Raw genomic sequence first — 22095 nt, 5'->3', positions numbered from 1 at the left:
GCCCACACAGATTGCTTGATTCAAATTGTTAAAGAGCGTCACGCTTGTCGCGTTGAGGAGGCGCATATTACGCTTCTCACTTCGAAAGTCAAGCGGTTGTTTTCGCTTTTCTTTCGGCGCCCACTTCGCTAGGAAGCTGGCTCATCAGTTTGACGTGTTCCGCCGTGCTGGTAGGGGCGCATTATAGGGAGCCGCGCCGGGATGACAAGAGGAAAACTGCAAAAAATGGCACTTTTTACAGTTTTCCGGTTCAACCGTTGTTTTATTAAACAAAAGCCCCGCATCGGCGGGGCTGTTTCGGGCAAGAAACCCTGAATTCACATCACACAGCTACCTTTTCGACCAGAATTCGCGGGCAAAGCTGCGCACCTTTTCCCAATCGGTAAATTCAATGTCCTTACTGGTGTCTGTACTGCCACCGGTGATCTTCATGATCAGCTGGATGATGCGAGTCTGCCACCAGTTATAGCGGGAGTACAGCAGCGCACCGGCAAAGACGCCCAGGGTTTTCGGCTTCCAGGGAGAGAGGCGCAGGAACTTCTTCATATAGGCATTGGTTTGCGGCGTCTGCTTCTCTGGCTTGCGGGCCGTCAGGTTGACACAGAAGAAGGCCGCATTGGCCACCTCCAGCTGCTCCTGATGAGCGTGAATAAAGCTGAACAGGCTGGGGTGGAAGTTGCCATAACGAATGGAGGCGCCGATCAAGACCTTGGCATACTTGCTGAGGTTGCACATCGGCAAGGTGTGCAGGTCGTGCATCACCACTTCGCATCCCGGCATCTGCTCCAGCATGACATCGACTATTTTGCGGGTTTGGCCATCCCGAGAGGAATAAAGCACCAGAATCTTGTCCATAACAACCTCAACTACGCCAGAATGCAGGAGTAAACAGTACCAGAAGCGTGAAAATTTCCAATCGGCCAAACAGCATGGCCACCACCAGTACCCACTGGGCCGCCGGCGAGATATTGCCGAAGTTGGCTGATACCTCTCCCAATCCCGGGCCTACGTTGGTGAAAGCCGCAGCAACAGCGGTGAATGCTGTCACTTCGTTCAGCCCCGTCATTAGCAACAGCAGCATGAACATAAAGAAGAGAATAATATAGGTGGCGAAGTAGCCCCACACCGCCTCGACGATGCGCTCGGGCACCGCCCGATTCCCCAGCTTCAAGGTATAGATGGCTCTGGGGTGAACCAACCGCTTCAACTCGCGCATCCCCTGCATGAACAGGATCATAAAACGCATCACCTTGATACCGCCGCCGGTACTGCCCGCGCAACAGCCAATAAAGGCGGAGAACATCAGCAGCATGGGCAGGAACGAGGGCCAGTCGGCATAGGTAGTGGTGCTATAGCCGGTGGTGGTCCCCAGAGAGACCGCCTGGAAAAGGCCGTGGTTGAGCGCCTCTTGCCAAGTGGCGTAGTGTCCGTGGGTCAGCAAGGCGACAAAGCAGATCATCACCAGGGTCGCCTGAATGGCCAGGAACACCTTGAGCTCCGAATCATAGAGGTAGCGACCGAGCCGCACCGGGCGGTGAGAGAAAACGGTAAAGTGGAGCGCAAAGTTCACGCTGGCCAGCAGCAGGAACACCACGGTAATCAGGTTGATGACCGGACTGTTGAAGAAACCGATGCTGGCATCGTGAGTGGAGAAGCCACCGACCGACAAAGTCGAGAACGAATGGCAGACCGCATCGAACAGCGTCATTCCGGCGAGCCAGTAGGCCAGCGCACAGAGTGCGGTGAGCAGCAGATAGATGAACCAGAGCGCCTTGGCCGTTTCGGCGATGCGCGGCGTCACCTTGGTATCCTTCACCGGCCCCGGGATCTCGGCGCGATAGAGCTGCATGCCCCCGATACCCAGCAGTGGCAGAATGGCCACCGCCAGTACGATGATCCCCATCCCCCCCAGCCACTGCAGCAACTGGCGATAGAACAGAAACGCCTTGGGCAGGTTATCGAGCCCGGTCAGTACCGTTGCACCAGTGGTGGTCAGGCCGGAAAAAGATTCGAAGAAGGCCTCCGAGACCGACATATCCGGCACATCGCTCATGATGAAGGGCACCGCCCCCACACTGCCCAGCACAGTCCAGAACAGCACCACGATGAGGAAACCCTCTTTCGAGCGCATCTCCTTCTTGTGATAGCGATTGGGAAACCAGAGCACCACGCCGAGCAGCAGGGCGATCAGAAAAGAGCTGACGAACTCGGCACCACCACCATCCCGATAGCCAAAGGCCACCAGTGCAGGCAACAGCATGGTCGAGCTGAACAGCGCAACCAGCAGGCCAACAATGCGAATAATGCTCAGAATGTGCATTACAGCTCCCTTTCCCCAATTAAAGAGCGATGGATTCTAGCCATCTAAGGGGCTGAGGGATACCCGCCCATGAGTCCGGTCGGTCAATTCACGGTCCACCTGAGCCCAAACCGAGGACTCCCACGCCACCTGCAAGGTGACCAGCTGACCGTAATCCGCCGCCAGCAATTCGCCATTATGGCTGCTGATCAGCGACTCGACCGTCCCCATGTCACCGTAATCGCAGTGAATGAGAGAGGGAGTGCGCGGCACCTTGAGCAGGGTAGGCAGCTGCTTGAGGGCGGCACCGACGCCGCCCCCATAGGCTTTGACCAGTCCACCGGTGCCAAGCTGGATGCCGCCGTAGTAACGCACTACCACGGCGCAGATTTCACCGAGCCCCGAGCCCATCAACTGGGCTAGGATCGGCTTGCCCGCAGTACCGGACGGTTCGCCGTCATCGCTGAAGCCATAAACCTGACTATCTTGCGGCGCACCAGCCACAAACGCCCAGCAGTGATGGCGCGCGGCCGGATGTTGGCGCTTGATCTCGTTGACCCACCCCTTGGCCGCCTCGACGGTCGGGGTGTGGGCGATCAGGGTAATGAAGCGGCTCTTCTTTATCTCTTCGGTCAACTCCAGCGGGGCAGCCGGAATGGAGTACGCAGCCGCCATCAGAGTCCTGCTTGTCTGGTCATGTTCTCCACCCCGTTGGCGTGCAGCACCACGTTGTCTTCGATGCGGATGCCGCCGAACGGACGCAGCGCCTCAATCTTGTTCCAATTGACCCTCCTGCCCTGTTCGCCCTGACGCAGCGGCTCCAGCAAACTGTCGATGAAGTAGAGTCCCGGCTCGATGGTGAACACCTGATCCACCTCCATCACCCGGGTACAGCGCAGATAGGGGAACAGCTCGGGCGCCGCCAGATGGGTGCCGCGCTCATCCTGCATGAAACCGCCTGCATCGTGTACCTGCAGACCGAGGAAGTGGCCGAGACCGTGAGGGAAGAACACATTGGTCACCCCGGTGTTGATCATCTCGTCTACCGACATATCCACCAGCTCGGTCGCTTGCAGCAGGCGCGCCAGCTTGTGGTGCATCTGCAGATGCAGCTCGCTGTAGCGGCGACCCGGTTTGATCTCCTTGATGATTTCCTGCTGCTGCTCGTCGAGGGCCGCAATCAGATCGGCGAACTCGCCACGCCGCCACGCCCAGGTGCGGGTGATGTCGGAGGCATAGCCGTGAAAATCGACGCCGGCATCGATCAGGAAGGAGTGGCGTTCCGCATCGGGCACCCGCACGGCGGACAAATGGGTGTAGTGCAGGATGGCCGCATTGCGGTTGATGGCGACGATATTACCGTAGGGCGCCTCATTGGCCCCCTGCCCGACCGTTTTCATGTAGGCCAGATTGATCTCGAACTCGCTCGCCCCCGCCATAAAGGAGTCCTTGGCGGCGATATGGCCGCGTACCCCAATCCGGTTCGCCTCGCGCAGACACTCCAGCTCATAGGGGGTCTTGTAGGCGCGGTGATAGTGCAGGTAGTTGAGTACCGCCTCCGGATTGGGCTGGGTCAGCCCCAGCAGCTCGGCCACTTCCAGATGGCCACCCAGATAGGCCCACTCCTGCTTGTTGGCAGGTAGATGGTCGGCCACCTGTTCCGGCCGGGTCAGGAAACGGATATCGAAGAACTCGACCCAGAAGGCATTGGGCAGATCCGCTACTTTGTGCCAGAAATCCACCGGGCGGTAGAACAGCAGGATTGGTTTGTTCACCCCGTCCACCAGCAGCCAGCAGTGGGGATTGTCCAGCACCGGCAACCAGGCCTTGAAGTGGGGGTTTACCTTGAACGGATAATCCTGATCATCGAGGAAGATGCGGTGAGTCTGGCCGGAGTGGATGGCCAGTCCGCTGAGCCCCTGTTGTTGCAGAATGTCGCGGGTGCGCTGCTGCAAGGTATCGAGGTGCTGGGCAAAAAGTTGGCTGTAGCTGCTCATGGCGTCCTGCTCCGAGGTGAATGTGATTGCAGCATAACATCAAGCGCTTGGCGGCTCGACCCGTCAAGCTGCCGCTTCGTGAGGTAACGCATACGTTACAAACGTGTTTGTTATCAACACAAAACCAATCATTAACAAATCAAAAACAATTCAATACACTGCCGGTAGATACATGAAGTCAGGGATTACTCATGGACAACCTCTGCCTGTGGCAACCGGATCCGCTCGGGATGCAGCAATCCAACCTCTACCGTTTTATGGCGGAGGTGAACCGTTTCCACGGCTTGCAGTTGCAGAATTACCCGCAGCTTTATCAATGGTCGGTGGAGAAGACCACCCGTTTCTGGCCGCTGGTATGGCAGCACTGCGGCGTCAAGGGCGAACTCGGCAACATAGTGGCGGAGAACCGTCAGGATATGCAGCGCACCCGCTGGTTCCCCGACAGCCGCCTCAACTTCGCCGAAAACCTGCTGCGCCGTCAGGACGAGAGCCCGGCTATCATCTCCCGCATCGAAGGTAGCCCAAGTCGCACTCTGAGCTGGGGTGAACTGGGGGAACAGGTTGCCCGGCTGGCTCAGTGGCTGCGTCATCAGGGGATTGGTCGTGGCGATGTGGTCGCCGCCTATCTGCCCAATATTCCGGAAACCGTGGTTGCCATGCTGGCAACCACCAGCCTCGGGGCGATCTGGACCTCCACCAGCCCCGACTTTGGCGAGGCCAGCGTGGTGGAGCGCTTCGGCCAGACCCGGCCGCGGGTGCTGTTTGCGGTGGATGGCTATCGCTACAACGGCAAAGCTATCGACATTCAACAGAAGGTCGCCAGCGTGGTGAGCCAGATCGGCAGCATAGAGCAAACGGTGATGATCCCCCTGCTCGGCAACCCGCTGCAGCTTGGCCACAACTGGCAGCAAGTGCTGGCGAGCCAGCACGATGCCCAGCTCACCTTCGAGCCGATGGCTTTCAACGACCCGCTCTATATCCTCTACTCCTCCGGCACCACCGGCAAACCCAAGTGCATCGTGCACGGCATCGGCGGCACCCTGCTGCAACACCTGAAAGAGCATCAGCTGCACTGCGACATCAATCCGGGGGAACGGATCTTCTACTTCACCACCTGTGGCTGGATGATGTGGAACTGGCTGGTGAGCGCGCTCGCCTCCGGCGCCACCCTGGTGCTCTATGACGGATCGCCGTTTTACCCGGATGGCAACGTGCTGTGGGATCTCGCCCGTGACGAGCAGGTCAACTTGTTCGGCACTTCGGCCAAGTATCTCGATGCGCTGCACAAGCAGGGTTATGCCCCCATCAAAAGCCACGATTTGCCGCACTTGCGGCTGATCTGCAGCACCGGATCTGTGCTGTCGCCGGAGGGATTTGACTACGTCTACCAGCAGATAAAGCAGGATGTGCAGCTCAGCTCCATCTCCGGCGGCACCGATATCTGCTCCTGTTTCGTCATTGGCAACCCGCTCAGCCCGGTCTATCGCGGCGAGAGTCAGGGGCGCGGCCTCGGCCTCGCGGTGCAGGTGTTCAACGAAGCGGGCCAGCCGGTGCAGGGGGAGAAGGGCGAGCTGGTCTGCACCAAGCCGTTCCCGGCACAGCCCATCTACTTCTGGGGGGATGAGAGCGGCGACAAGTACCACGCAGCCTACTTCGAGCGGTTCGACAATATCTGGTGCCACGGCGACTGGATCGAGCTGACCCCGACCGGCGGCATTCTGTTCTACGGCCGCTCCGACGCCACCCTCAACCCGGGGGGCGTGCGCATCGGCACCAGCGAGATCTATCGCTACGTCGAACAGCTCGACGAAGTGGAAGAGAGCATCGTCATCGGCCAGCAGTGGCAGCAGGACGAGCGGGTGGTGCTGTTCGTCAAGCTCAAGGCGGGCTGCAAGCTGGACGAGCCGCTGCGCGAGCGGATCCGCCAACAAATAAAGCAGCACTGCACCGCCCGCCACGTGCCGGCCCGCATCCTGCAGGTGGATGCCATCCCCCGCACCAAGTCCGGCAAGATCGTCGAACTGGCGGTGCGCGAAGTGGTACACAACCGACCGATCAACAATACCCATGCCCTCGCCGATCCCGAGGTGCTGAACCAATATCGCAACCGGCCAGAACTGGCCAGTTGATAACAAACTCATATTCATCCGAGGCGCCGCAAGGCGCCTCTCTTTTGCCCGTTTTGTGATGAAGAGCTTTTACTCGAGATCTGTTAAACAAATGTTTTAAATAGGTGTTGAAAATGTCTCCTTTTGGATCAATAGTGAGCCTCGCCCCCTGCTGGGGATAAAGGAGCACCACCCCCCACCATGTGGGAACAAGGAGACACTCTCATGATCTACCAAGGCGAAACCCTGTCGGTCAGCTACCTCGAAAACGGCATCGCCGAGCTGAGGTTTGATGCCCCGGGTTCAGTCAACAAGCTGGATCGCGCTACCCTGCTCTCCCTGAGCGAAGCGATCGCCGCATTACAACAAGAACGTGAACTAAAAGGTCTGATCCTCACCTCCGGCAAAGACGCCTTTATCGTCGGTGCCGACATTACCGAATTCCTGGAACTGTTCGATCTGCCGCAAGAAGATCTGCTCGGCTGGCTGAAAAAGGCCAACGACATCTTCAATGCCATCGAAGATCTGCCGGTTCCGACCCTCTCTGCCATCAAGGGTCACGCTCTGGGCGGCGGCTGCGAGACCATCCTCTCCACTGACTTCCGTCTGGCCGACACCAGCGCCACAATCGGCCTGCCCGAGACCAAACTCGGCATCATGCCGGGCTTTGGCGGCACAGTCCGTCTGCCGCGGGTAATCGGCGCCGACAACGCGCTCGAGTGGATCACCACCGGCAAGGATTACCGTGCCGATGACGCCCTCAAGGTGGGCGCCATCGACGCCGTGGTCGCCTCGGACGCACTGCAGAGCGCTGCGCTGCAGATGATCAAGGACGCTATCGCGGGCAAGCTGGATTGGCAGAGCCGTCGCGCCGCCAAGAAAGCCCCGCTGCGCCTCTCCAAACTGGAAGCCATGATGAGCTTCACCACCGCCGCCGGCATGGTTGCCGCCGTAGCGGGCAAACACTATCCGGCGCCGATGACTGCGGTGAAAACCGTCGAGGCCGCCGCAGGTATGGGCCGTGACGAGGCGCTGGCCATCGAGGCTCAGGGCTTTATCAAGCTGGCCAAGACCGATGTCGCCAAGGCACTGGTCGGTATCTTCCTGAACGATCAGCACATCAAGGCGCTGGCCAAGAAGGCGGCCAAGCAGGCTGCTAAGGCCACTGGCCACGCCGCCGTATTGGGTGCCGGCATCATGGGTGGCGGCATCGCCTACCAGTCTGCCAGCAAGGGCATTCCGGCGGTGATGAAGGACATCAACGAGAAGGCACTGGCACTTGGCATGGGCGAAGCCACCAAGCTGCTCAACGGCCAGCTCGAAAAGGGTCGCATCGACGGCATCAAGATGGGTCAGGTGCTCTCTGCCATTACCCCGACCCTCAGCTATGACAACGTCAAAGGCGTGGACGTGGTGGTCGAAGCCGTGGTCGAGAATCCCAAGGTGAAAGCCACCGTACTGGGCGAAGTGGAAGGAATCATCGGCGAAGACGCCGTGCTCGCCAGCAACACCTCCACCATTCCCATCTCCCTGCTGGCCAAGGGGCTGAAGCGCCCGCAGAACTTCTGCGGCATGCACTTCTTCAACCCGGTGCACCGCATGCCACTGGTGGAGATCATCCGCGGCGAGCAAACCTCCGATGAAACCATCAACCGCGTGGTGGCCTATGCCGCCGCCATGGGCAAGTCCCCGGTGGTGGTCAACGACTGCCCTGGCTTCTTCGTCAACCGCGTGCTGTTCCCCTACTTCTTCGGCTTCAACAAGCTGGTCGCCGATGGCGCCGACTTCGCCGCCGTCGACAAGGTGATGGAGAAAGAGTTCGGCTGGCCCATGGGCCCCGCCTACCTGCTGGACGTGGTCGGCATCGACACCGGTCACCATGCCGGTGACGTGATGGCGCAGGGCTTCCCGGCGCGCATGAGCAAGGAAGGTCGCACCGCCATCGACGTGATGTACGAAGTGAACCGCTTCGGTCAGAAGAACGGCAAGGGCTTCTACGCCTACGAGCAGGACAAGAAGGGCAAGCCGAAGAAGGTGGCTGACGCAGCTAGCTACGAGCTGCTGGCCCCCATTGCCAAGCCGAAACAGGATTTCGACAAGGACGCCATCATTGCCCGCATGATGATCCCGATGATCAACGAGGTGGTGCTCTGTCTGGAAGAGGGCATAGTCGCCACGCCAGCCGAAGCCGACATCGCACTGGTCTACGGTCTGGGCTTCCCTCCCTTCCGCGGCGGCGTGTTCCGTTATCTGGACACTATCGGTCTGGATCGCTACGTGGCCATGGCCGACCAGTATGCCGACTTGGGCCCGCTCTACCGCGTCAGCGACCGCTTACGCGAGATGGCCGCCCAGGGCAAAACCTTCTACTGATTGCGGAAAGGAGATCCATTCATGAAAGACGTAGTCATTGTCGACTGTATCCGGACCCCGATGGGCCGGTCCAAGGGCGGCGCCTTCCGCAACGTGCGTGCAGAAGATCTGTCCGCGCACCTGATGAAATCCATCCTGCTGCGCAACCCCAACCTCGACCCGAACGAGATCGAGGATATCTACTGGGGCTGCGTACAGCAGACCCTGGAGCAGGGCTTCAACATCGCCCGCAACGCCGCGCTGCTGGCCGGCATTCCGAAGCAGGTGGGGGCGGTGACCGTCAACCGCCTGTGCGGCTCCTCCATGCAGGCACTGCACGACGCCTCCCGCGCCATTCAGGTGGGTGACGGGGATATCTTCATCATCGGCGGCGTCGAGCACATGGGTCACGTGCCGATGAGCCACGGCGTCGACTTCCACCCCGGCATGGCCAAGTCGGTGGCGAAAGCCTCCGGCATGATGGGACTGACCGCCGAGATGCTCGGCAAGCTGCACGGCATCAGCCGCCAGCAGCAGGACGAGTTTGCCGCCCGCTCCCACCGCCGCGCCCACGCGGCAACCGTGGAAGGACGTTTTGCCAAGGAGATCGTCGGGCTGGAAGGCCATGACGCCAGCGGCGCCCGCTTCTTCTACGACTACGACGAGGTGATCCGCCCGGAGACCACGGTCGAAACCCTGAGCCAGCTGCGCCCGGTGTTTGATCCGGTCAACGGCACCGTCACCGCCGGCAGCTCCTCGGCCCTATCCGATGGCGCCGCCGCCATGCTGGTGATGAGCGCGGATCGCGCCAAGGCCCTCGGCCTCACACCGCGCGCCAAGGTACGTGCCATGGCCATCGCCGGCTGTGACGCCGCCATCATGGGTTACGGCCCGGTGCCGGCGACCCAGAAGGCGCTCAAGCGTGCCGGTCTGACTGTTGGTGATATCGACCTGTTCGAGCTGAACGAGGCGTTTGCCGCCCAGTCCCTGCCCTGCGTGAAGGATCTGGGTCTGCAGGACCTGGTGGACGAGAAGGTGAACCTGAACGGCGGCGCCATTGCGCTGGGCCACCCCCTCGGCTGCTCCGGCGCCCGCATCTCCACCACCCTCATCAATCTGATGGAGGAGAAGGATGCCACCCTGGGGGTTGCCACCATGTGTATCGGTCTGGGTCAGGGCATCGCCACCGTGTTTGAACGGGTGTGATAACCAGCCGGATCGACGGGATGCACTACTGAGAGTTGTCCCTTTTCGGGGCCAGTCTGACTGGCCCCTTTTCAAGTCTGTGACGATCGCCACACGGGGTGCTCGTCAGTGGTCAGAAGCTGTCTGTTGGCCGTCCCGTTTGGGTCGGCCTTTTTTCGTTTTAATCTTATCAATAGGCTGTTATTGCCTTAAACCTCACATTAGATAGGGGGCTTGCTTGCTTTTTACTCCCCCGACAGGTTCAATCTGCACAAAAAAATGGGTGGATGCACATACATATGTCAATGAGCAAACAACTGCTGATCGTCGATGACGACCAAGAGATCCGCGAGCTGCTCAATGAGTACCTGACCCGGGCGGGCTTTCAGGTATTGACGGCGGCGGAGGGCAACGAGATGCGTCAGCAACTCGCCCAGCACAGCCCGGACCTGATTATTCTGGACATCATGATGCCCGGCGAGGATGGCTTTACCCTCTGCCAGCAGATCCGTCGTGACTCCCAGGTGCCCATCATCATGCTGACCGCCGCCTCCGACGAAGCGGATCGGGTGATCGGTCTGGAACTTGGTGCCGACGACTATATCGCCAAGCCGTTCAGCCCCCGTGAACTGCAGGCCCGCATCAAGGCGCTGCTGCGCCGCGCCGAATTCCGCCAGCCGGAAAAAGAGAAAGAGCCAAGCCGCCGCCTGCGTTTTGCCGAGTGGACCCTCGACACCCTGAGCCACCAGCTGACCCATGATGATGGCAGCCTGCTGGATCTCTCCGGCAGCGACGCCATGCTGCTCGGCATGTTCCTGCAACAGCCCGGCGTGGTGCTGGATCGCGACACCATCTCCGATGCCACCCGCGGCCGCGAAAGCCTGCCGATGGAGCGCGGCATCGACGTGCAGATCAGCCGCCTGCGCCAGAAGCTGGGCGACAATGGCAAGAGCCCGCGCATCATCAAAACCATCCGCGGTAGCGGCTACATGCTGATCGCCGAGGTGCACGAACTGCCATGAGCAACAAATGGTCCTGGGGGGCGCTGGTGCCCCGCTCTCTGCTGTCGCGGATGATCCTGCTGCTGCTGCTGGCCATCTTGCTCTCCCAGACCATTCTGACCGGCATCTGGATGCAGCAGATCCAGAAGCGGGAGCTGGAGGGGATGCTCAGCACCACCCGCAACCTCGCCATGTCTGCCGCCTCCACCGTCAACTTCTTCAAATCCCTGCCGCTGCAATATCGCCATATCGCTCTCGATCAGCTGCGCAACATGGGGGGCAGCCGCTTCTTCGTCTCGCTGAACGAAGAGGAGATCCACATCAACGCCATCCCCGACAGCGAACGCAAGACGCAGGTGCTGGAGGAGGTGCAGGGAGTGCTGACCCGCAAGCTCTCCGATGCCATGGCGATCAAGGTGGATTTCTCGCGGCCCGAAGATCTCCACGTATTCAACAACGACACCCTGCTGGCGGACCTTCCCTCCTCCTGGGCGCGCTACACCCTGTCGCTCGAGCCCATCAACCCGCCGGTGCTGGTGACCCAGATCGAGATCGAAAAGGGGGAGTGGCTCTATCTGGCGGCCCTGCTGCCCGCTCCCTACATGACCTTGGATGACACCGTCATGCCGAGCAACCAGGTGCGTTTCATCGCCCTGATGACGGTGTTCCTCTGCTTCTTCACCTTTATGCTGGTGCGCTGGCAGACCCGCCCGCTGCGCCGTCTCGCCAAGGCGGCGGTCAATCTCGGCAAGGATATCGATCAGCCTTCGCTCAAGGAGGAAGGTGCATCGGAAATCGTGGCGGCGACCCGCGCCTTCAACATCATGCAGCACCGTATTCGTCGCTATATCGACGATAGAGAGCGGCTGTTCAGCTCGATTTCCCACGACCTCAAGACCCCCATCACCCGACTGCGACTACGGGTCGAACTGCTCGACGACGAGGTGCAAATCGCCAAGTTCAACAAGGATCTCGACGAGCTGGAGCTGATGGTGAAAGGGGCGCTGCAGACGGTCAAAGAGACCGACATTCACGAGAATATCGAGGAGATCGACATCAACGCCCTGCTTGAGCAGATGGCGGAGTCGATGAACCTGCACGACGAGCGGCTGACCATCGAAGGGCACTGCAAGTGGCCCTATCGCGGCAAGCTGCTGGCGCTCAAGCGCTGCATCGGCAATCTGGTGGACAACGGCATCAAATATGGCCAGCGGGTGCGCATCATCATCATGGATGACGAGGAGATGCTGATCCTCTTTATCATGGATGAGGGCCCCGGCCTGCCGGACGATCAGTTCGAGCGCATTTTCGAACCCTATTACCGGCTCAGCACGGATCAGGCCGGCACCGGCCTCGGCCTTGGCATCGCCCGCAACATAGCCCACGCCCACGGCGGCGATCTGGTGCTGGAAAATCGTCCGCAAGGTGGCCTGCAGGCCACGCTCTCCCTACCAAGGCAGTAACCTTATGAAGTGGTTGTCTTTTTCTGTCATCGCCCTGCTCTCTGCTCCCGTTGCCGCCTCCCAGGTGGAAGTGCTGCACTGGTGGACGTCCGGCGGCGAAGCGAAAGCGGTCGAAGTGCTCAAATCCGAGTGGACCAAACAGGGCAACCAGTGGAACGACTTTGCAGTGCAGGGCGGCGGCGGCAAGAGTGCCATGACGGTATTGAAGAGCCGGGCATTGGCCGCCAACCCGCCCGAAGCGGCCCACCTCAAGGGTTACGAGCTCAAGGAGTGGGCCGGGCTCGGTTTTTTGCGCGATCTCACCCCCATGGCCGAACACCTCGGCTGGTACAGTCAGATGCCGCCCATGGTGCGTGCCACCCTCAGCCAGAATGGTGCCCTGATGGCGGTGCCCACCGGCATCCACCGGGTCAACTGGCTGTGGCTCAACCGCAAGATCTTCGAGCGCAACAAGCTGACTCCGCCCACCAGCTGGGCCCAGTTTGTCACCGTCGCCGATCAGCTTAAGAAACGGGGCATCACCCCGCTCGCCATCGGCAACGAGCCCTGGCAGCTGGCGGTACTGTTTGAAACAGTGGCACTCGGTGAGGGCGGAAAAGAATTCTATCGCAAGGCGTTCCTCGAGCAGGACAGCGCCACCCTGACCGGCCCCGACATGGTTCGGGTGTTGACCCGTTTCCAGCAGCTGCGCGCCTACGTGCCGCAAAAATACGCTGGTCTGAAGTGGCATCAGGCCACCAATCTGCTGGAGAGCGGTGGCGCCGCCATGCAGGTGATGGGGGACTGGGTGAAGGGTGAACTGAGCGCGGGCAACTACCGGCCGGGTGAGGATATCGCCTGCCTGCCGAGCCCGGGCAGCGCAGGACTGTTCAGCTACAACCTCGACTCCATCGCCATGTTCAAACAGCGGGATCCGGCCCAGCTGCAGGCGCAGGGGGATCTGGCTCAGCTGCTGATGACGCCGCAATTCCAGGAAGAGTTCAATCGGGTGAAGGGGTCGATCCCGGCGCTGACCAATCCCGACATGAGCAAATTCGACCGCTGCGCCGTCCGCTCCTATCAGGATTTCCTGCTGGCGGAAAAGCAGGACAACCTGCTGCCCAGCATGGCGGAAGGGATGGCGACGCCGACCAATATGCGGCAGGCAATCCTCGATGTGCTGAGCAACTTCTTCAACGACCCCAAGGCCAACCCGGAGCAGACGGCGCTGCATCTGGAGCGGGCCATGCGCTCGACCCGCTGATCCGGGTACATTGCCAAACGGCAGAAATGACAAAGGCGGAATTGCTCCGCCTTTGTTGTTGAATCGTCATCCGATTCAGGATTGATCGTTCTCGTCCTCACCCTCGTCATAGTAATCGCTGAGCTCGATCCAGAGCCCCAACCCGACCATCACCATGGAGCCGAACCAGGTACCGGTATTCCCGATCGGGCTGCCCATCACTATCATGGCGAAGGACAAGAACCCCATGCCTGCATAGGCCTGTAATCTGCCGTAGGAGACCTGCATATTCACCTCCTTGTTGAATATGGTTCAATTTTTATATTACTCGTCCGGCGCAAGCTGGATAGGGCAGAATAACATTTCGGTTACATATGCTGGTTGATGGGGCGTTTGTTTGATTATTTTTTAGCCCTGAGTATCATTGGCAGCCGAATAGGTTGAAGGTTGATAATAGATGAGTGATTTATTCTGCGGCGCAACCCACGAGTTGGACGCAATCGGGCTTCGTTGCCCGGAACCCGTTATGATGGTTCGCAAGAAAGTGCGGCTGATGGCGGATGGCGAGACCCTGCTGGTCAGCGCCGATGATCCTTCAACCACCCGCGACATCCCCAGTTTCTGCCGCTTTATGGATCACACCCTGGTCGCCAGCGAGACAGAGCAGGCCCCCTACCGCTATCTGATCCGCAAGGGTCAATAAGCCCCTGTACCGGAGCACTCCATGACAACCATTACCCGAATCGGCACCACCCAGCGTTGGTCTGACGTCGTCATCCACAATGGCACCCTCTACGTGGTGGAAGTGCCCGTCAGCGAAGAGGCCGACATCCACCAGCAGACCCGCGAAGTGCTGGCGAGCCTGCAACGCCTGCTGGAAGCCAACGGCTCCGGCGTAGACAAAATTCTGATGGCCAATATCTATCTCAAAGACATTGGTGACATCGCGGCCTTCAACGAGCAGTGGGATGCCTGGATCCCGGCTGGCACAGCACCGGTTAGAGCCTGTGTACAGGCCCGCCTCGCCCACGAAGGCTACAAGGTGGAAGTGCAGCTGACTGCAGCTGTCTAAGAGGCGCTTATCCCCGCCCCCCTCTCCCACGAGGGGAGAAGGGAGCAAGCAACAAGGCGCCATTGCTCGCAACGGCGCCAATAGAAAGGCCCCGCCATCACTGGCGGGGCCTTTTCGTTACCAAGACCTGAGCGACTTAGGCGGTCGGGGTCAGGGTAATGGTCACGCGGCGGTTCTGGGCTTTGCCAGCGGCGGTGCTGTTGGTAGCAACCGGCTGATCCGGGCCCACGCCGGTGGTGGAGATGCGGCTACCTGCTACGCCCTGACCAATCAGCTGGGCGGCAACGGCATCGGCACGATCGCGGGAGAGCTTCATGTTCAGATCGCGGGAACCGGTACTGTCGGTGTGACCGACCACGTTCAGGCGGGTCTTGTCGAACTCGGCAACCACCATGGCCACGCCGGAGAGGGTGTTGGCTCCGGCCGCTTTCAGCTGGGAGCTGGAGCTGTCGAAGGTCACGTTGTTCGGCATGTTGAGGATCAGCTCATTGCCATTGCGGGTCACGCTGACGCCGGTGCCCTGCAGCTTCTCGCGCAGCTTGGCTTCCTGCACGTCCATGTAGTAGCCGATACCGCCACCCAGGGCCGCGCCGGCAGCAACGCCGGTCAGGATGCCCTTCTTGCGGTCACCCTTGCTGGAAGAGAGCGCACCTACGGCCGCACCGGCAGCGGCGCCAGCCAGCGCGCCCCAGGCACCTTTGGAGGTCTGGGATTCACCGGTGTAGGGGTTGGTGGTACAGCCGCTCAGGGCAACGGTCAGTGCCAGAGCAGGCACCAGGATCTTGGCTCGCATGAAAAAACCTCTGTGAAAACAATCCGGCACCATGCCGGGGGCCGGATTGTAACGCGCTGGCACGCCATTGTCTGACGCAAGCCTGAACAGATGGCGAGAGTGGTGTTTTTTTGGGCAATCGGCGGATGGTCAGCACGGTAACTGACACTCGGCGTGGCAAGGACAGCTGACCAGATGATCGTTCACCATCCCCACCGCCTGCATAAAGGCGTAACAGATGGTGCTGCCGACAAAGTTGAAGCCGAGCTTCTTGAGCGCTTTCGACATGGCATCCGACTCCGGCGAGGTCGCCGGAATATCGCCGTTGCCCTGCCGCTGGTTGACGATGGGGGCACCGCCAACAAAGCCCCACAGGTAGTCGGCGAAGTCGATCCCCTGCTCCTGCAACGCCAGATAGGCGCGGGCATTTCTGATGATCGACTGCACCTTGAGCCGGTTGCGGATGATGCCGGTGTCCTGCATCAGCCGCTCTACATCCTGCTCGTCAAAGCGGGCAATCTGCACCGGATCAAAGTCGGCATAGGCGCGGTAGTAGCTCTCGGTGCGCTTGAGGATGGTGATCCACGACAGCCCCGCCTGCTGGCCGTCGAGGCAAAGCTTGGCAAACAGCTCGCGCGAGTCATAGACCGGCCTGCCCCACTGTTTGTCATGGTATTCAATGTATTCCGGGTCTTTGGTCACCCAGGCGCAGCGCAGTTCCATTTCCTCTCCCTCGTCATTTCAGCGGTTTACCCGACCCTGCCCACTCTGCAGGCGGCACTGCTCACATCATATACCGGACATCCCGCCCGACCAGCCAGGGCGCAGCACCATCCCGCGAATCCGCTGCAATTTCGCCTATTATCCGACCATGCCAGACGGTATACTCCCTCGGTTCACATTCAGCAAATCTTGCTCTGATTTTCACTTCGCGCGAAAAAAATTATGCAAAAATTCGATGTCAAAACCTTTCAGGGCCTGATCCTGCAGCTGCAGGACTATTGGTCCCGCCAGGGCTGTACCATCATTCAGCCGCTGGATATGGAAGTGGGTGCCGGTACTTCCCACCCCATGACCTGTCTGCGAGCCCTGGGCCCGGAGCCCATCGCCTGCGCTTACGTGCAACCGTCCCGCCGTCCGACTGACGGCCGCTACGGTGAAAACCCGAACCGCCTGCAGCACTACTACCAGTTCCAGGTGATCATCAAGCCTTCCCCCGACAACATTCAGGAACTCTATCTGGGCTCCCTGAAAGAGCTGGGTATGGATCCCGAGATCCACGACATCCGCTTCGTGGAAGACAACTGGGAAAACCCGACTCTGGGTGCCTGGGGTCTGGGTTGGGAAGTGTGGCTGAACGGCATGGAAGTGACCCAGTTCACCTACTTCCAGCAGGTCGGCGGCCTCGAGTGCAAGCCGGTCACCGGCGAGATCACCTACGGTCTCGAGCGTCTGGCCATGTACATTCAGGGCGTGGACAGCGTCTACGATCTGGTCTGGTCTGACGGCCCGCTGGGCAAGACCACCTACGGCGACGTGTTCCACCAGAACGAAGTGGAGCAATCCACCTACAACTTCGAACACGCCGATGTGGAGTTCCTGTTCCACTGCTTCGAGCAGTACGAGAAGGAAGCCCAGAATCTGCTGGCACTGGAAAAACCGCTGCCGCTGCCTGCCTACGAGCGCATCCTGAAAGCCGCTCACTCCTTCAACCTGCTGGATGCCCGCAAGGCCATCTCGGTCACCGAGCGTCAGCGCTACATCCTGCGCATTCGCACCCTGACCAAGGCCGTGGCCGAGGCATACTACGCCTCCCGCGAAGCGCTGGGCTTCCCGATGTGCCAACGTGGCAGCAACGAGAACAAGCAAGGTTAAGGAACGGACATGGCACAACATACATTTCTGGTAGAGATCGGTACTGCTGAGCTGCCGCCCAAAGCCCTGCGCTCCCTGGCCGAAGCCTTTGCCGACAACTTCAAAGCCGAACTGACCAAGGCCGATCTGGCCTTTGGCGACGTCGAGTGGTTTGCCTCACCGCGCCGTCTGGCGCTGAAGGTGAGCGAGCTGGCCGGCGAACAGCCGAGCAAGAGCGTCGAGAAGCGCGGCCCGGCCGTGGCGCAGGCGTTCGATGCCGAAGGCAAGCCGACCAAGGCTGCCGAAGGCTGGGCCCGTGGCAACGGCATCACCGTTGAGCAGGCCGAGCGTCTGGTCACTGACAAGGGCGAGTGGCTGGTTCACACCGCCAAGGTTGAAGGCCGTCCGGCCGTCGATCTGCTGGGTGAGCTTGTTAGCCAGGCACTGGCCAAGCTGCCAATCCCGAAAATGATGCGCTGGGGCGACAAGACTATCCAGTTCGTGCGTCCGGTCTTCACCGTGACCCTGCTGCTGGATGGCGAGCTGGTGCCCGCCCACATTCTGGGTATCGACTCTGCCCGCACCCTTCGCGGTCACCGCTTTATGGGCGAGAGCGAATTCACCATCGACAACGCCAGCCAGTACCCGCAGATCCTGCAGGCGCGCGGCATGGTGATTGCCGACTTTATGGCGCGCAAGGCCAAGATCAAGGCTGACGTCGAAGCGGCCGCAGCCGCCTTCGGTGGCGTGGCCGATCTGGACGACGCTCTGCTGGAAGAAGTGACCGCACTGGTCGAGTGGCCTGTGGTGCTGACTGCCAACTTCGAAGAGAAGTTCCTGGCCGTTCCGGCTGAAGCGCTGGTTCACACCATGAAGGGTGACCAGAAGTACTTCCCGGTCTACGACAAGAACGGCAAGCTGCTGCCGAAGTTCATCTTCGTCACCAACATCGAGTCCAAAGACCCGAGCCAGATCATCAGCGGCAACGAGAAGGTGGTTCGCCCCCGTCTCTCTGACGCCGAGTTCTTCTTCAAGACCGACCTCAAGCAGACCCTGGCCTCCCGCCTGCCGCGCCTTGAAACCGTGCTGTTCCAGCAACAGCTGGGCACCGTCAAGGCCAAGGTCGAGCGCATCGAGACCGTTGCCGGCTTTATCGCCGAGCGTATCGGTGCCGACGTGGCTCAGGCCAAGCGTGCCGGTCTGCTCTCCAAGTGTGACCTGATGACCAACATGGTCGGCGAGTTCACCGACACCCAGGGTGTCATGGGGATGCACTACGCCCGTCACGATGGCGAAGACGAAGCGGTTGCCGTGGCCCTCAACGAGCAGTACATGCCGCGCTTTGCCGGCGATGCCCTGCCGTCCGGTCTGGTTGCCTGCGCCGTCGCGCTGGCCGACAAGTTCGACACCCTGGCCGGTATCTTCGGCATCGGCATGCTGCCCAAGGGTGACAAGGACCCGTTCGCCCTGCGTCGCGCCGCCATCGGTGCCCTGCGCATCATGACCGAGAAGCAGCTGGATCTGGATCTGGTTGAACTGGTTGAAGAAGCGGTACGCGTCTACGGCGACAAGCTGACCAACAAAACCGTCGTCACCGACGTGGTCGACTTTATGCTGGGTCGCTTCCGCGCCGCCTATCAGGACGAAGGCATCGGTGCCGACGTGGTGCTGGCCGTACTGGCCCGCCGCCCGACCCGTCCGCTCGACTTCGATCGTCGCGTCAAGGCCGTCAGCCACTTCCGCACGCTGGATGCCGCCCTGGCACTGGCTGCCGCCAACAAGCGCGTGAGCAACATTCTGGCCAAGGTCGAAGGCGAACTGCCGACTGCCGTCAAACCGGAACTGCTGCAAGATGCTGCCGAGAAGGCGCTGGCCACCCAGGTTGCCGAACTGCAAGCCGAACTGGCCCCGCTGTTCGCTGCCGGTGACTATCAGGCTGCCCTCACCCGTCTGGCCGCCCTGCGCGAGCCGGTCGACACCTTCTTCAACGAAGTGATGGTGATGGCCGACGACGAGGCCCTCAAGGCCAACCGTCTGGCGCTGCTGAACAACCTGCGCAACCTGTTCCTGCAAGTCGCGGATATCTCGCTGCTGCAGTGATTAGGGTTGAGTAAGTGATATTAAAAACGGCGCCGCGAGGCGCCGTTTTGATTAGGTTCACAGTTTTTATATTTAAATTATGTGACATTTATTTCATAAAAATCAAAGAGAGCAATTTCATGAATAAATTTTTCATTGTCATTTTTTTATTGTTTTTCTCTGTTGTGATAAATGCACATGCAGAAAAAACTCTCAGAGCAGCGTAGAGAATGGCTCTCTTATTAATTATGAAACAATTTATAAACTAAAAGCATTTGAAGAGCTTAAAATTGAAAACAAAATAATTAAAGAGTACCATGACTCATTGTTAAGCACCGTGTACTGGGCTATAGGTGCTGTTTTGGGAGTATCAGCATTATTATTTGGTTTCGGATGGTGGTCAAATTTTAAAATACATGAAAAAGATAAATCAACACTACTAAACGAAACATCCAGACTTATCATTGAATCAGAAATAAAGATTGCAGGAATAGTTGATGAAAAAAACTCTAAAAACGTAGATAACCTCTTAGCCTCACTAAAAAGCACCAATGAAAGAATAGATAAAATTTATAATTCAATTGAGGATTATTCCAGCGAACTTAATGAAATAAAATCTGGAATATCAAAAATAAAAATCGAACTCTCCCTGCAAAACAAAACAATTAAATACAATGAATACTCCCAAGAACTAAACCTTCGCTCTGTAGAAGAACGCCTTTGGGATTTAAAAAAGGTTTACAATAACGTTTTACTGGCGCAGTTGGAATCACTGGAGGCCAGTATTAAAATGAACCATATTCTTGGTTCAACTGAACACAACTTTGATCTAACACCAATATTGGAGAGAATTAAAACAACCATTGAGGATAATATCCTAGGGAAACCTTGCTACATATCTGACTTTACTACTTCTCGAACAGTAGAAATTCTTAAATCCATTGGTGGAGAATATAGTATAAAAGTTAATGATATTCTCTCCTTAGTAGAGAGAATAAACGTCACGCCAAGCCCATTTAGCTCGTAGGTTCGATTAGCCGTCAGGCGTAATCGGACGTTCGCGTAAATCAATTCTCCCGCCATAACGGCCAGCCGAATTTTCCCCTCCGGCTGGCCGTCTCTGTTTCACGGCAACAACCGTAATCAAAGCCTCTCGTTCGTCCGATTACGCTGCGCTAATCGAACCTACAGGGGGGTGATCAGCTGTTATCATTTGAGTCAGTCCCCAGCGCCGCCACGCCCCGAGAGGAGAGTCATGGATATACCTGCCGCCCCGTCCCCCGCCATCTGCCAGCTGTGTCAGGAGAAAGCAGATCTCGACTTCGACTTCACCATGGCCTTTCAGCCCATCATCGATTGCAGCCAGCGCACCATCTTCGGCTACGAGGCGCTGGTGCGGGGGCTCAACAACGAGCCGGCGCAGAGCGTGATTGCCCGGGTCAACGATGGCAATCGCTACCGCTTCGACCAGCTGTGCCGGATCAAGGCCATCGCACTGGCCGCCCGGCTCGATATGCGGGGCATGCTCAGCATCAACTTTCTGCCCAATGCGGTCTACCGCCCGGAGCGCTGCATCCGCACCACCCTGCAGGCAGCCCGCGAGCATCTCTTTCCCATCGAGCAGATCATGTTCGAGCTGACCGAGGTGGAGCAGGTGCAGGATAGCCAGCATCTCCGCAGTATCGTCGATCACTATCAGGCGCTCGGCTTCAAAACGGCGATCGATGACTTTGGCGCCGGTTACTCGGGCCTCAACCTGCTGGCCGATTTTCGCCCCGACATCGTCAAGCTCGATATGCACCTGCTGCGGGGCATCGACCATGACCCGACCCGGCAAGCCATAGTGCGCCACTGTCTGGCACTGTTTGCGGAGCTGAAGATCACCCCGCTGGCGGAGGGGATCGAGACCCGCGAAGAGATGGCCTGCCTGCAGGAGATGGGCGTCAGTCTGATGCAGGGCTATCTGTTTGCCCGCCCCGGCTTCGAAACCCTGCCCGAGGTGGATTTCGCCAGCCTGTAAGCCATATCAACCGCGGCTGCGCAAACATCCGGCTCCATAGCGCTGGATGACAAGCGGTTTAGCCAGCACCACTGCTATGATGCTGGCACCTGTTCATCAACGACCGAGATATCATGAAACGCAAAACCATGGCCCTGCTGCTGGGCACCCATCTGCTGGTCGCGGCGGCAGGCTTTGCCGCTGGTGTCTACACCCTGCCGATCCTGATCGCGCCACCCGCCCCTGATACCGAGCAGGTAGCGGCCAGCCAGCAGCAAGCGAGATTCCACGGCACCTTTCGCCGGGATCTGAAAGACAGCGATCGGCTGCACTGGGGGGAAGGCAAGGTGAGCATAGGGCCGGATGCCGTCAGTCTGATGGGCAAGCTGGCCCCCGGGCCGGACTACCAGCTCTACCTCTCCCCCGAGTTTGTCGAGACCGAAGCCGATTTTGCCCGCCTCAAGGATCAGATGGTGCGAGTCGGGCCGGTGAAGACCTTCGACAACTTTATCGTGCCGCTGCCCGCCACGATCGATCCGGCCCGCTACAGCAGCGTGATCGTCTGGTGTGAAACCTTCGGCCAGTTCATCACCGCCGCCCGTTATCAGGATCTGCGTCCGGAGCAGTAACCTCGCCCCTGACCCGCACCATGAAAAAGGGCTGACATCACTGTCAGCCCTTTGGCTATCCGA

The 22095-nt window shown here is 59.2% G+C and carries 20 protein-coding genes; 13 read left to right on the top strand and 7 right to left on the bottom strand.

The features are described from left to right. Positions 1–330: 330 nt before the first annotated feature. From hemG to pepQ, 4 genes are read right to left on the bottom strand one after another with little or no spacing between them, the layout of a single operon-like run. On the bottom strand, positions 331–855 hold the full coding sequence (gene hemG, locus AB5Z02_RS04230; protein WP_267519238.1) for a menaquinone-dependent protoporphyrinogen IX dehydrogenase: 525 nt from the start codon (positions 853–855) through the stop codon (positions 331–333). A gap of 7 nt (positions 856–862) precedes the next feature. Further along, the gene (locus AB5Z02_RS04225) at positions 863–2320 is read right to left on the bottom strand and encodes a TrkH family potassium uptake protein (protein ID WP_042081280.1); all 1458 of its coding nucleotides are present in this window, start codon (positions 2318–2320) and stop codon (positions 863–865) included. Positions 2321–2356: 36 nt separating this feature from the next. Continuing rightward, positions 2357–2974: a YigZ family protein gene (locus tag AB5Z02_RS04220; RefSeq protein ID WP_107683483.1), complete on the bottom strand. Its 618-nt coding sequence runs from the start codon at positions 2972–2974 to the stop codon at positions 2357–2359. Further along, positions 2974–4296: a Xaa-Pro dipeptidase gene (pepQ, locus tag AB5Z02_RS04215; protein WP_231721266.1), complete on the bottom strand. Its 1323-nt coding sequence runs from the start codon at positions 4294–4296 to the stop codon at positions 2974–2976. The genes AB5Z02_RS04220 and pepQ overlap by 1 nt, the downstream gene beginning before the upstream one ends. A 191-nt stretch (positions 4297–4487) precedes the next feature. Here pepQ and AB5Z02_RS04210 point away from each other — a divergent pair, with 191 nt between their 5' ends. The 6 genes from AB5Z02_RS04210 (at position 4488) to AB5Z02_RS04185 (ending at position 13648) form a co-directional block, all read left to right on the top strand. Then, the gene (locus tag AB5Z02_RS04210; RefSeq protein WP_368215365.1) at positions 4488–6425 is read left to right on the top strand and encodes an acetoacetate--CoA ligase; all 1938 of its coding nucleotides are present in this window, start codon (positions 4488–4490) and stop codon (positions 6423–6425) included. Positions 6426–6629: 204 nt separating this feature from the next. After that, positions 6630–8777: a fatty acid oxidation complex subunit alpha FadB gene (fadB, locus tag AB5Z02_RS04205; protein ID WP_368215363.1), complete on the top strand. Its 2148-nt coding sequence runs from the start codon at positions 6630–6632 to the stop codon at positions 8775–8777. Continuing rightward, a complete protein-coding gene (gene fadA, locus AB5Z02_RS04200) occupies positions 8778–9962 on the top strand; it encodes an acetyl-CoA C-acyltransferase FadA (RefSeq protein ID WP_198868326.1) in 1185 nt (394 codons plus the stop codon). A gap of 278 nt (positions 9963–10240) precedes the next feature. Then, on the top strand, positions 10241–10963 hold the full coding sequence (locus AB5Z02_RS04195; protein ID WP_005339475.1) for a response regulator: 723 nt from the start codon (positions 10241–10243) through the stop codon (positions 10961–10963). Further along, positions 10960–12405, top strand: coding sequence for an ATP-binding protein (locus AB5Z02_RS04190; RefSeq protein ID WP_201988112.1), 1446 nt, complete (start codon positions 10960–10962; stop codon positions 12403–12405). The genes AB5Z02_RS04195 and AB5Z02_RS04190 overlap by 4 nt, the downstream gene beginning before the upstream one ends. Before the next feature lie 4 nt (positions 12406–12409). Next, entirely contained in the window at positions 12410–13648 is a 1239-nt protein-coding gene (locus tag AB5Z02_RS04185; RefSeq protein ID WP_139405533.1) for an ABC transporter substrate-binding protein, read from the top strand. 75 nt (positions 13649–13723) lie between these two features. On the opposite strand, the gene AB5Z02_RS04180 is transcribed toward AB5Z02_RS04185, so the two are convergent. Beyond that, entirely contained in the window at positions 13724–13915 is a 192-nt protein-coding gene (locus tag AB5Z02_RS04180) for a hypothetical protein (protein WP_368215361.1), read from the bottom strand. Between the two features lie 169 nt (positions 13916–14084). Here AB5Z02_RS04180 and tusA point away from each other — a divergent pair, with 169 nt between their 5' ends. Together tusA and AB5Z02_RS04170 are read left to right on the top strand one after the other, a co-directional pair. Then, on the top strand, positions 14085–14330 hold the full coding sequence (gene tusA / locus AB5Z02_RS04175; protein ID WP_005339470.1) for a sulfurtransferase TusA: 246 nt from the start codon (positions 14085–14087) through the stop codon (positions 14328–14330). Between the two features lie 21 nt (positions 14331–14351). After that, on the top strand, positions 14352–14699 hold the full coding sequence (locus AB5Z02_RS04170; protein WP_021229265.1) for a RidA family protein: 348 nt from the start codon (positions 14352–14354) through the stop codon (positions 14697–14699). Positions 14700–14835: 136 nt separating this feature from the next. Here AB5Z02_RS04170 and AB5Z02_RS04165 read toward each other — a convergent pair whose 3' ends face one another. Then, on the bottom strand, positions 14836–15492 hold the full coding sequence (locus tag AB5Z02_RS04165) for an OmpA family lipoprotein (protein ID WP_005339468.1): 657 nt from the start codon (positions 15490–15492) through the stop codon (positions 14836–14838). A 129-nt stretch (positions 15493–15621) separates the two neighbouring features. Beyond that, positions 15622–16194, bottom strand: a complete 573-nt coding sequence (locus tag AB5Z02_RS04160) for a DNA-3-methyladenine glycosylase I (RefSeq protein WP_368215359.1) — start codon at positions 16192–16194, stop codon at positions 15622–15624. Positions 16195–16416: 222 nt separating this feature from the next. On the opposite strand from AB5Z02_RS04160, the gene glyQ reads away from it, so the two are divergent. The 5 genes from glyQ to AB5Z02_RS04135 all read left to right on the top strand — a co-directional run bounded on the left by glyQ (position 16417) and on the right by AB5Z02_RS04135 (position 22032). After that, a complete protein-coding gene (gene glyQ, locus AB5Z02_RS04155; RefSeq protein WP_010672400.1) occupies positions 16417–17346 on the top strand; it encodes a glycine--tRNA ligase subunit alpha in 930 nt (309 codons plus the stop codon). Positions 17347–17355: 9 nt separating this feature from the next. Next, positions 17356–19425: a glycine--tRNA ligase subunit beta gene (glyS, locus tag AB5Z02_RS04150; RefSeq protein ID WP_368215357.1), complete on the top strand. Its 2070-nt coding sequence runs from the start codon at positions 17356–17358 to the stop codon at positions 19423–19425. Positions 19426–19729: 304 nt separating this feature from the next. Then, the gene (locus tag AB5Z02_RS04145; RefSeq protein WP_216987794.1) at positions 19730–20431 is read left to right on the top strand and encodes a hypothetical protein; all 702 of its coding nucleotides are present in this window, start codon (positions 19730–19732) and stop codon (positions 20429–20431) included. Between the two features lie 228 nt (positions 20432–20659). Then, positions 20660–21424 carry an EAL domain-containing protein gene (locus AB5Z02_RS04140; protein ID WP_279489948.1) on the top strand — a complete coding sequence of 255 codons (765 nt, stop codon included), beginning with the start codon at positions 20660–20662 and terminating at the stop codon, positions 21422–21424. 113 nt (positions 21425–21537) lie between these two features. Next, the gene (locus AB5Z02_RS04135) at positions 21538–22032 is read left to right on the top strand and encodes a DM13 domain-containing protein (protein WP_040069868.1); all 495 of its coding nucleotides are present in this window, start codon (positions 21538–21540) and stop codon (positions 22030–22032) included. Positions 22033–22095: the final 63 nt, after the last annotated feature.

Origin of the sequence: Aeromonas sp. R2-3 (genome assembly GCF_040908375.1) — a bacterium.
Lineage (GTDB): Bacteria > Pseudomonadota > Gammaproteobacteria > Enterobacterales > Aeromonadaceae > Aeromonas > Aeromonas veronii.
Note: the sequence above shows the minus strand (reverse complement) of the source record. Positions and strands in the feature narration are given on the sequence as shown.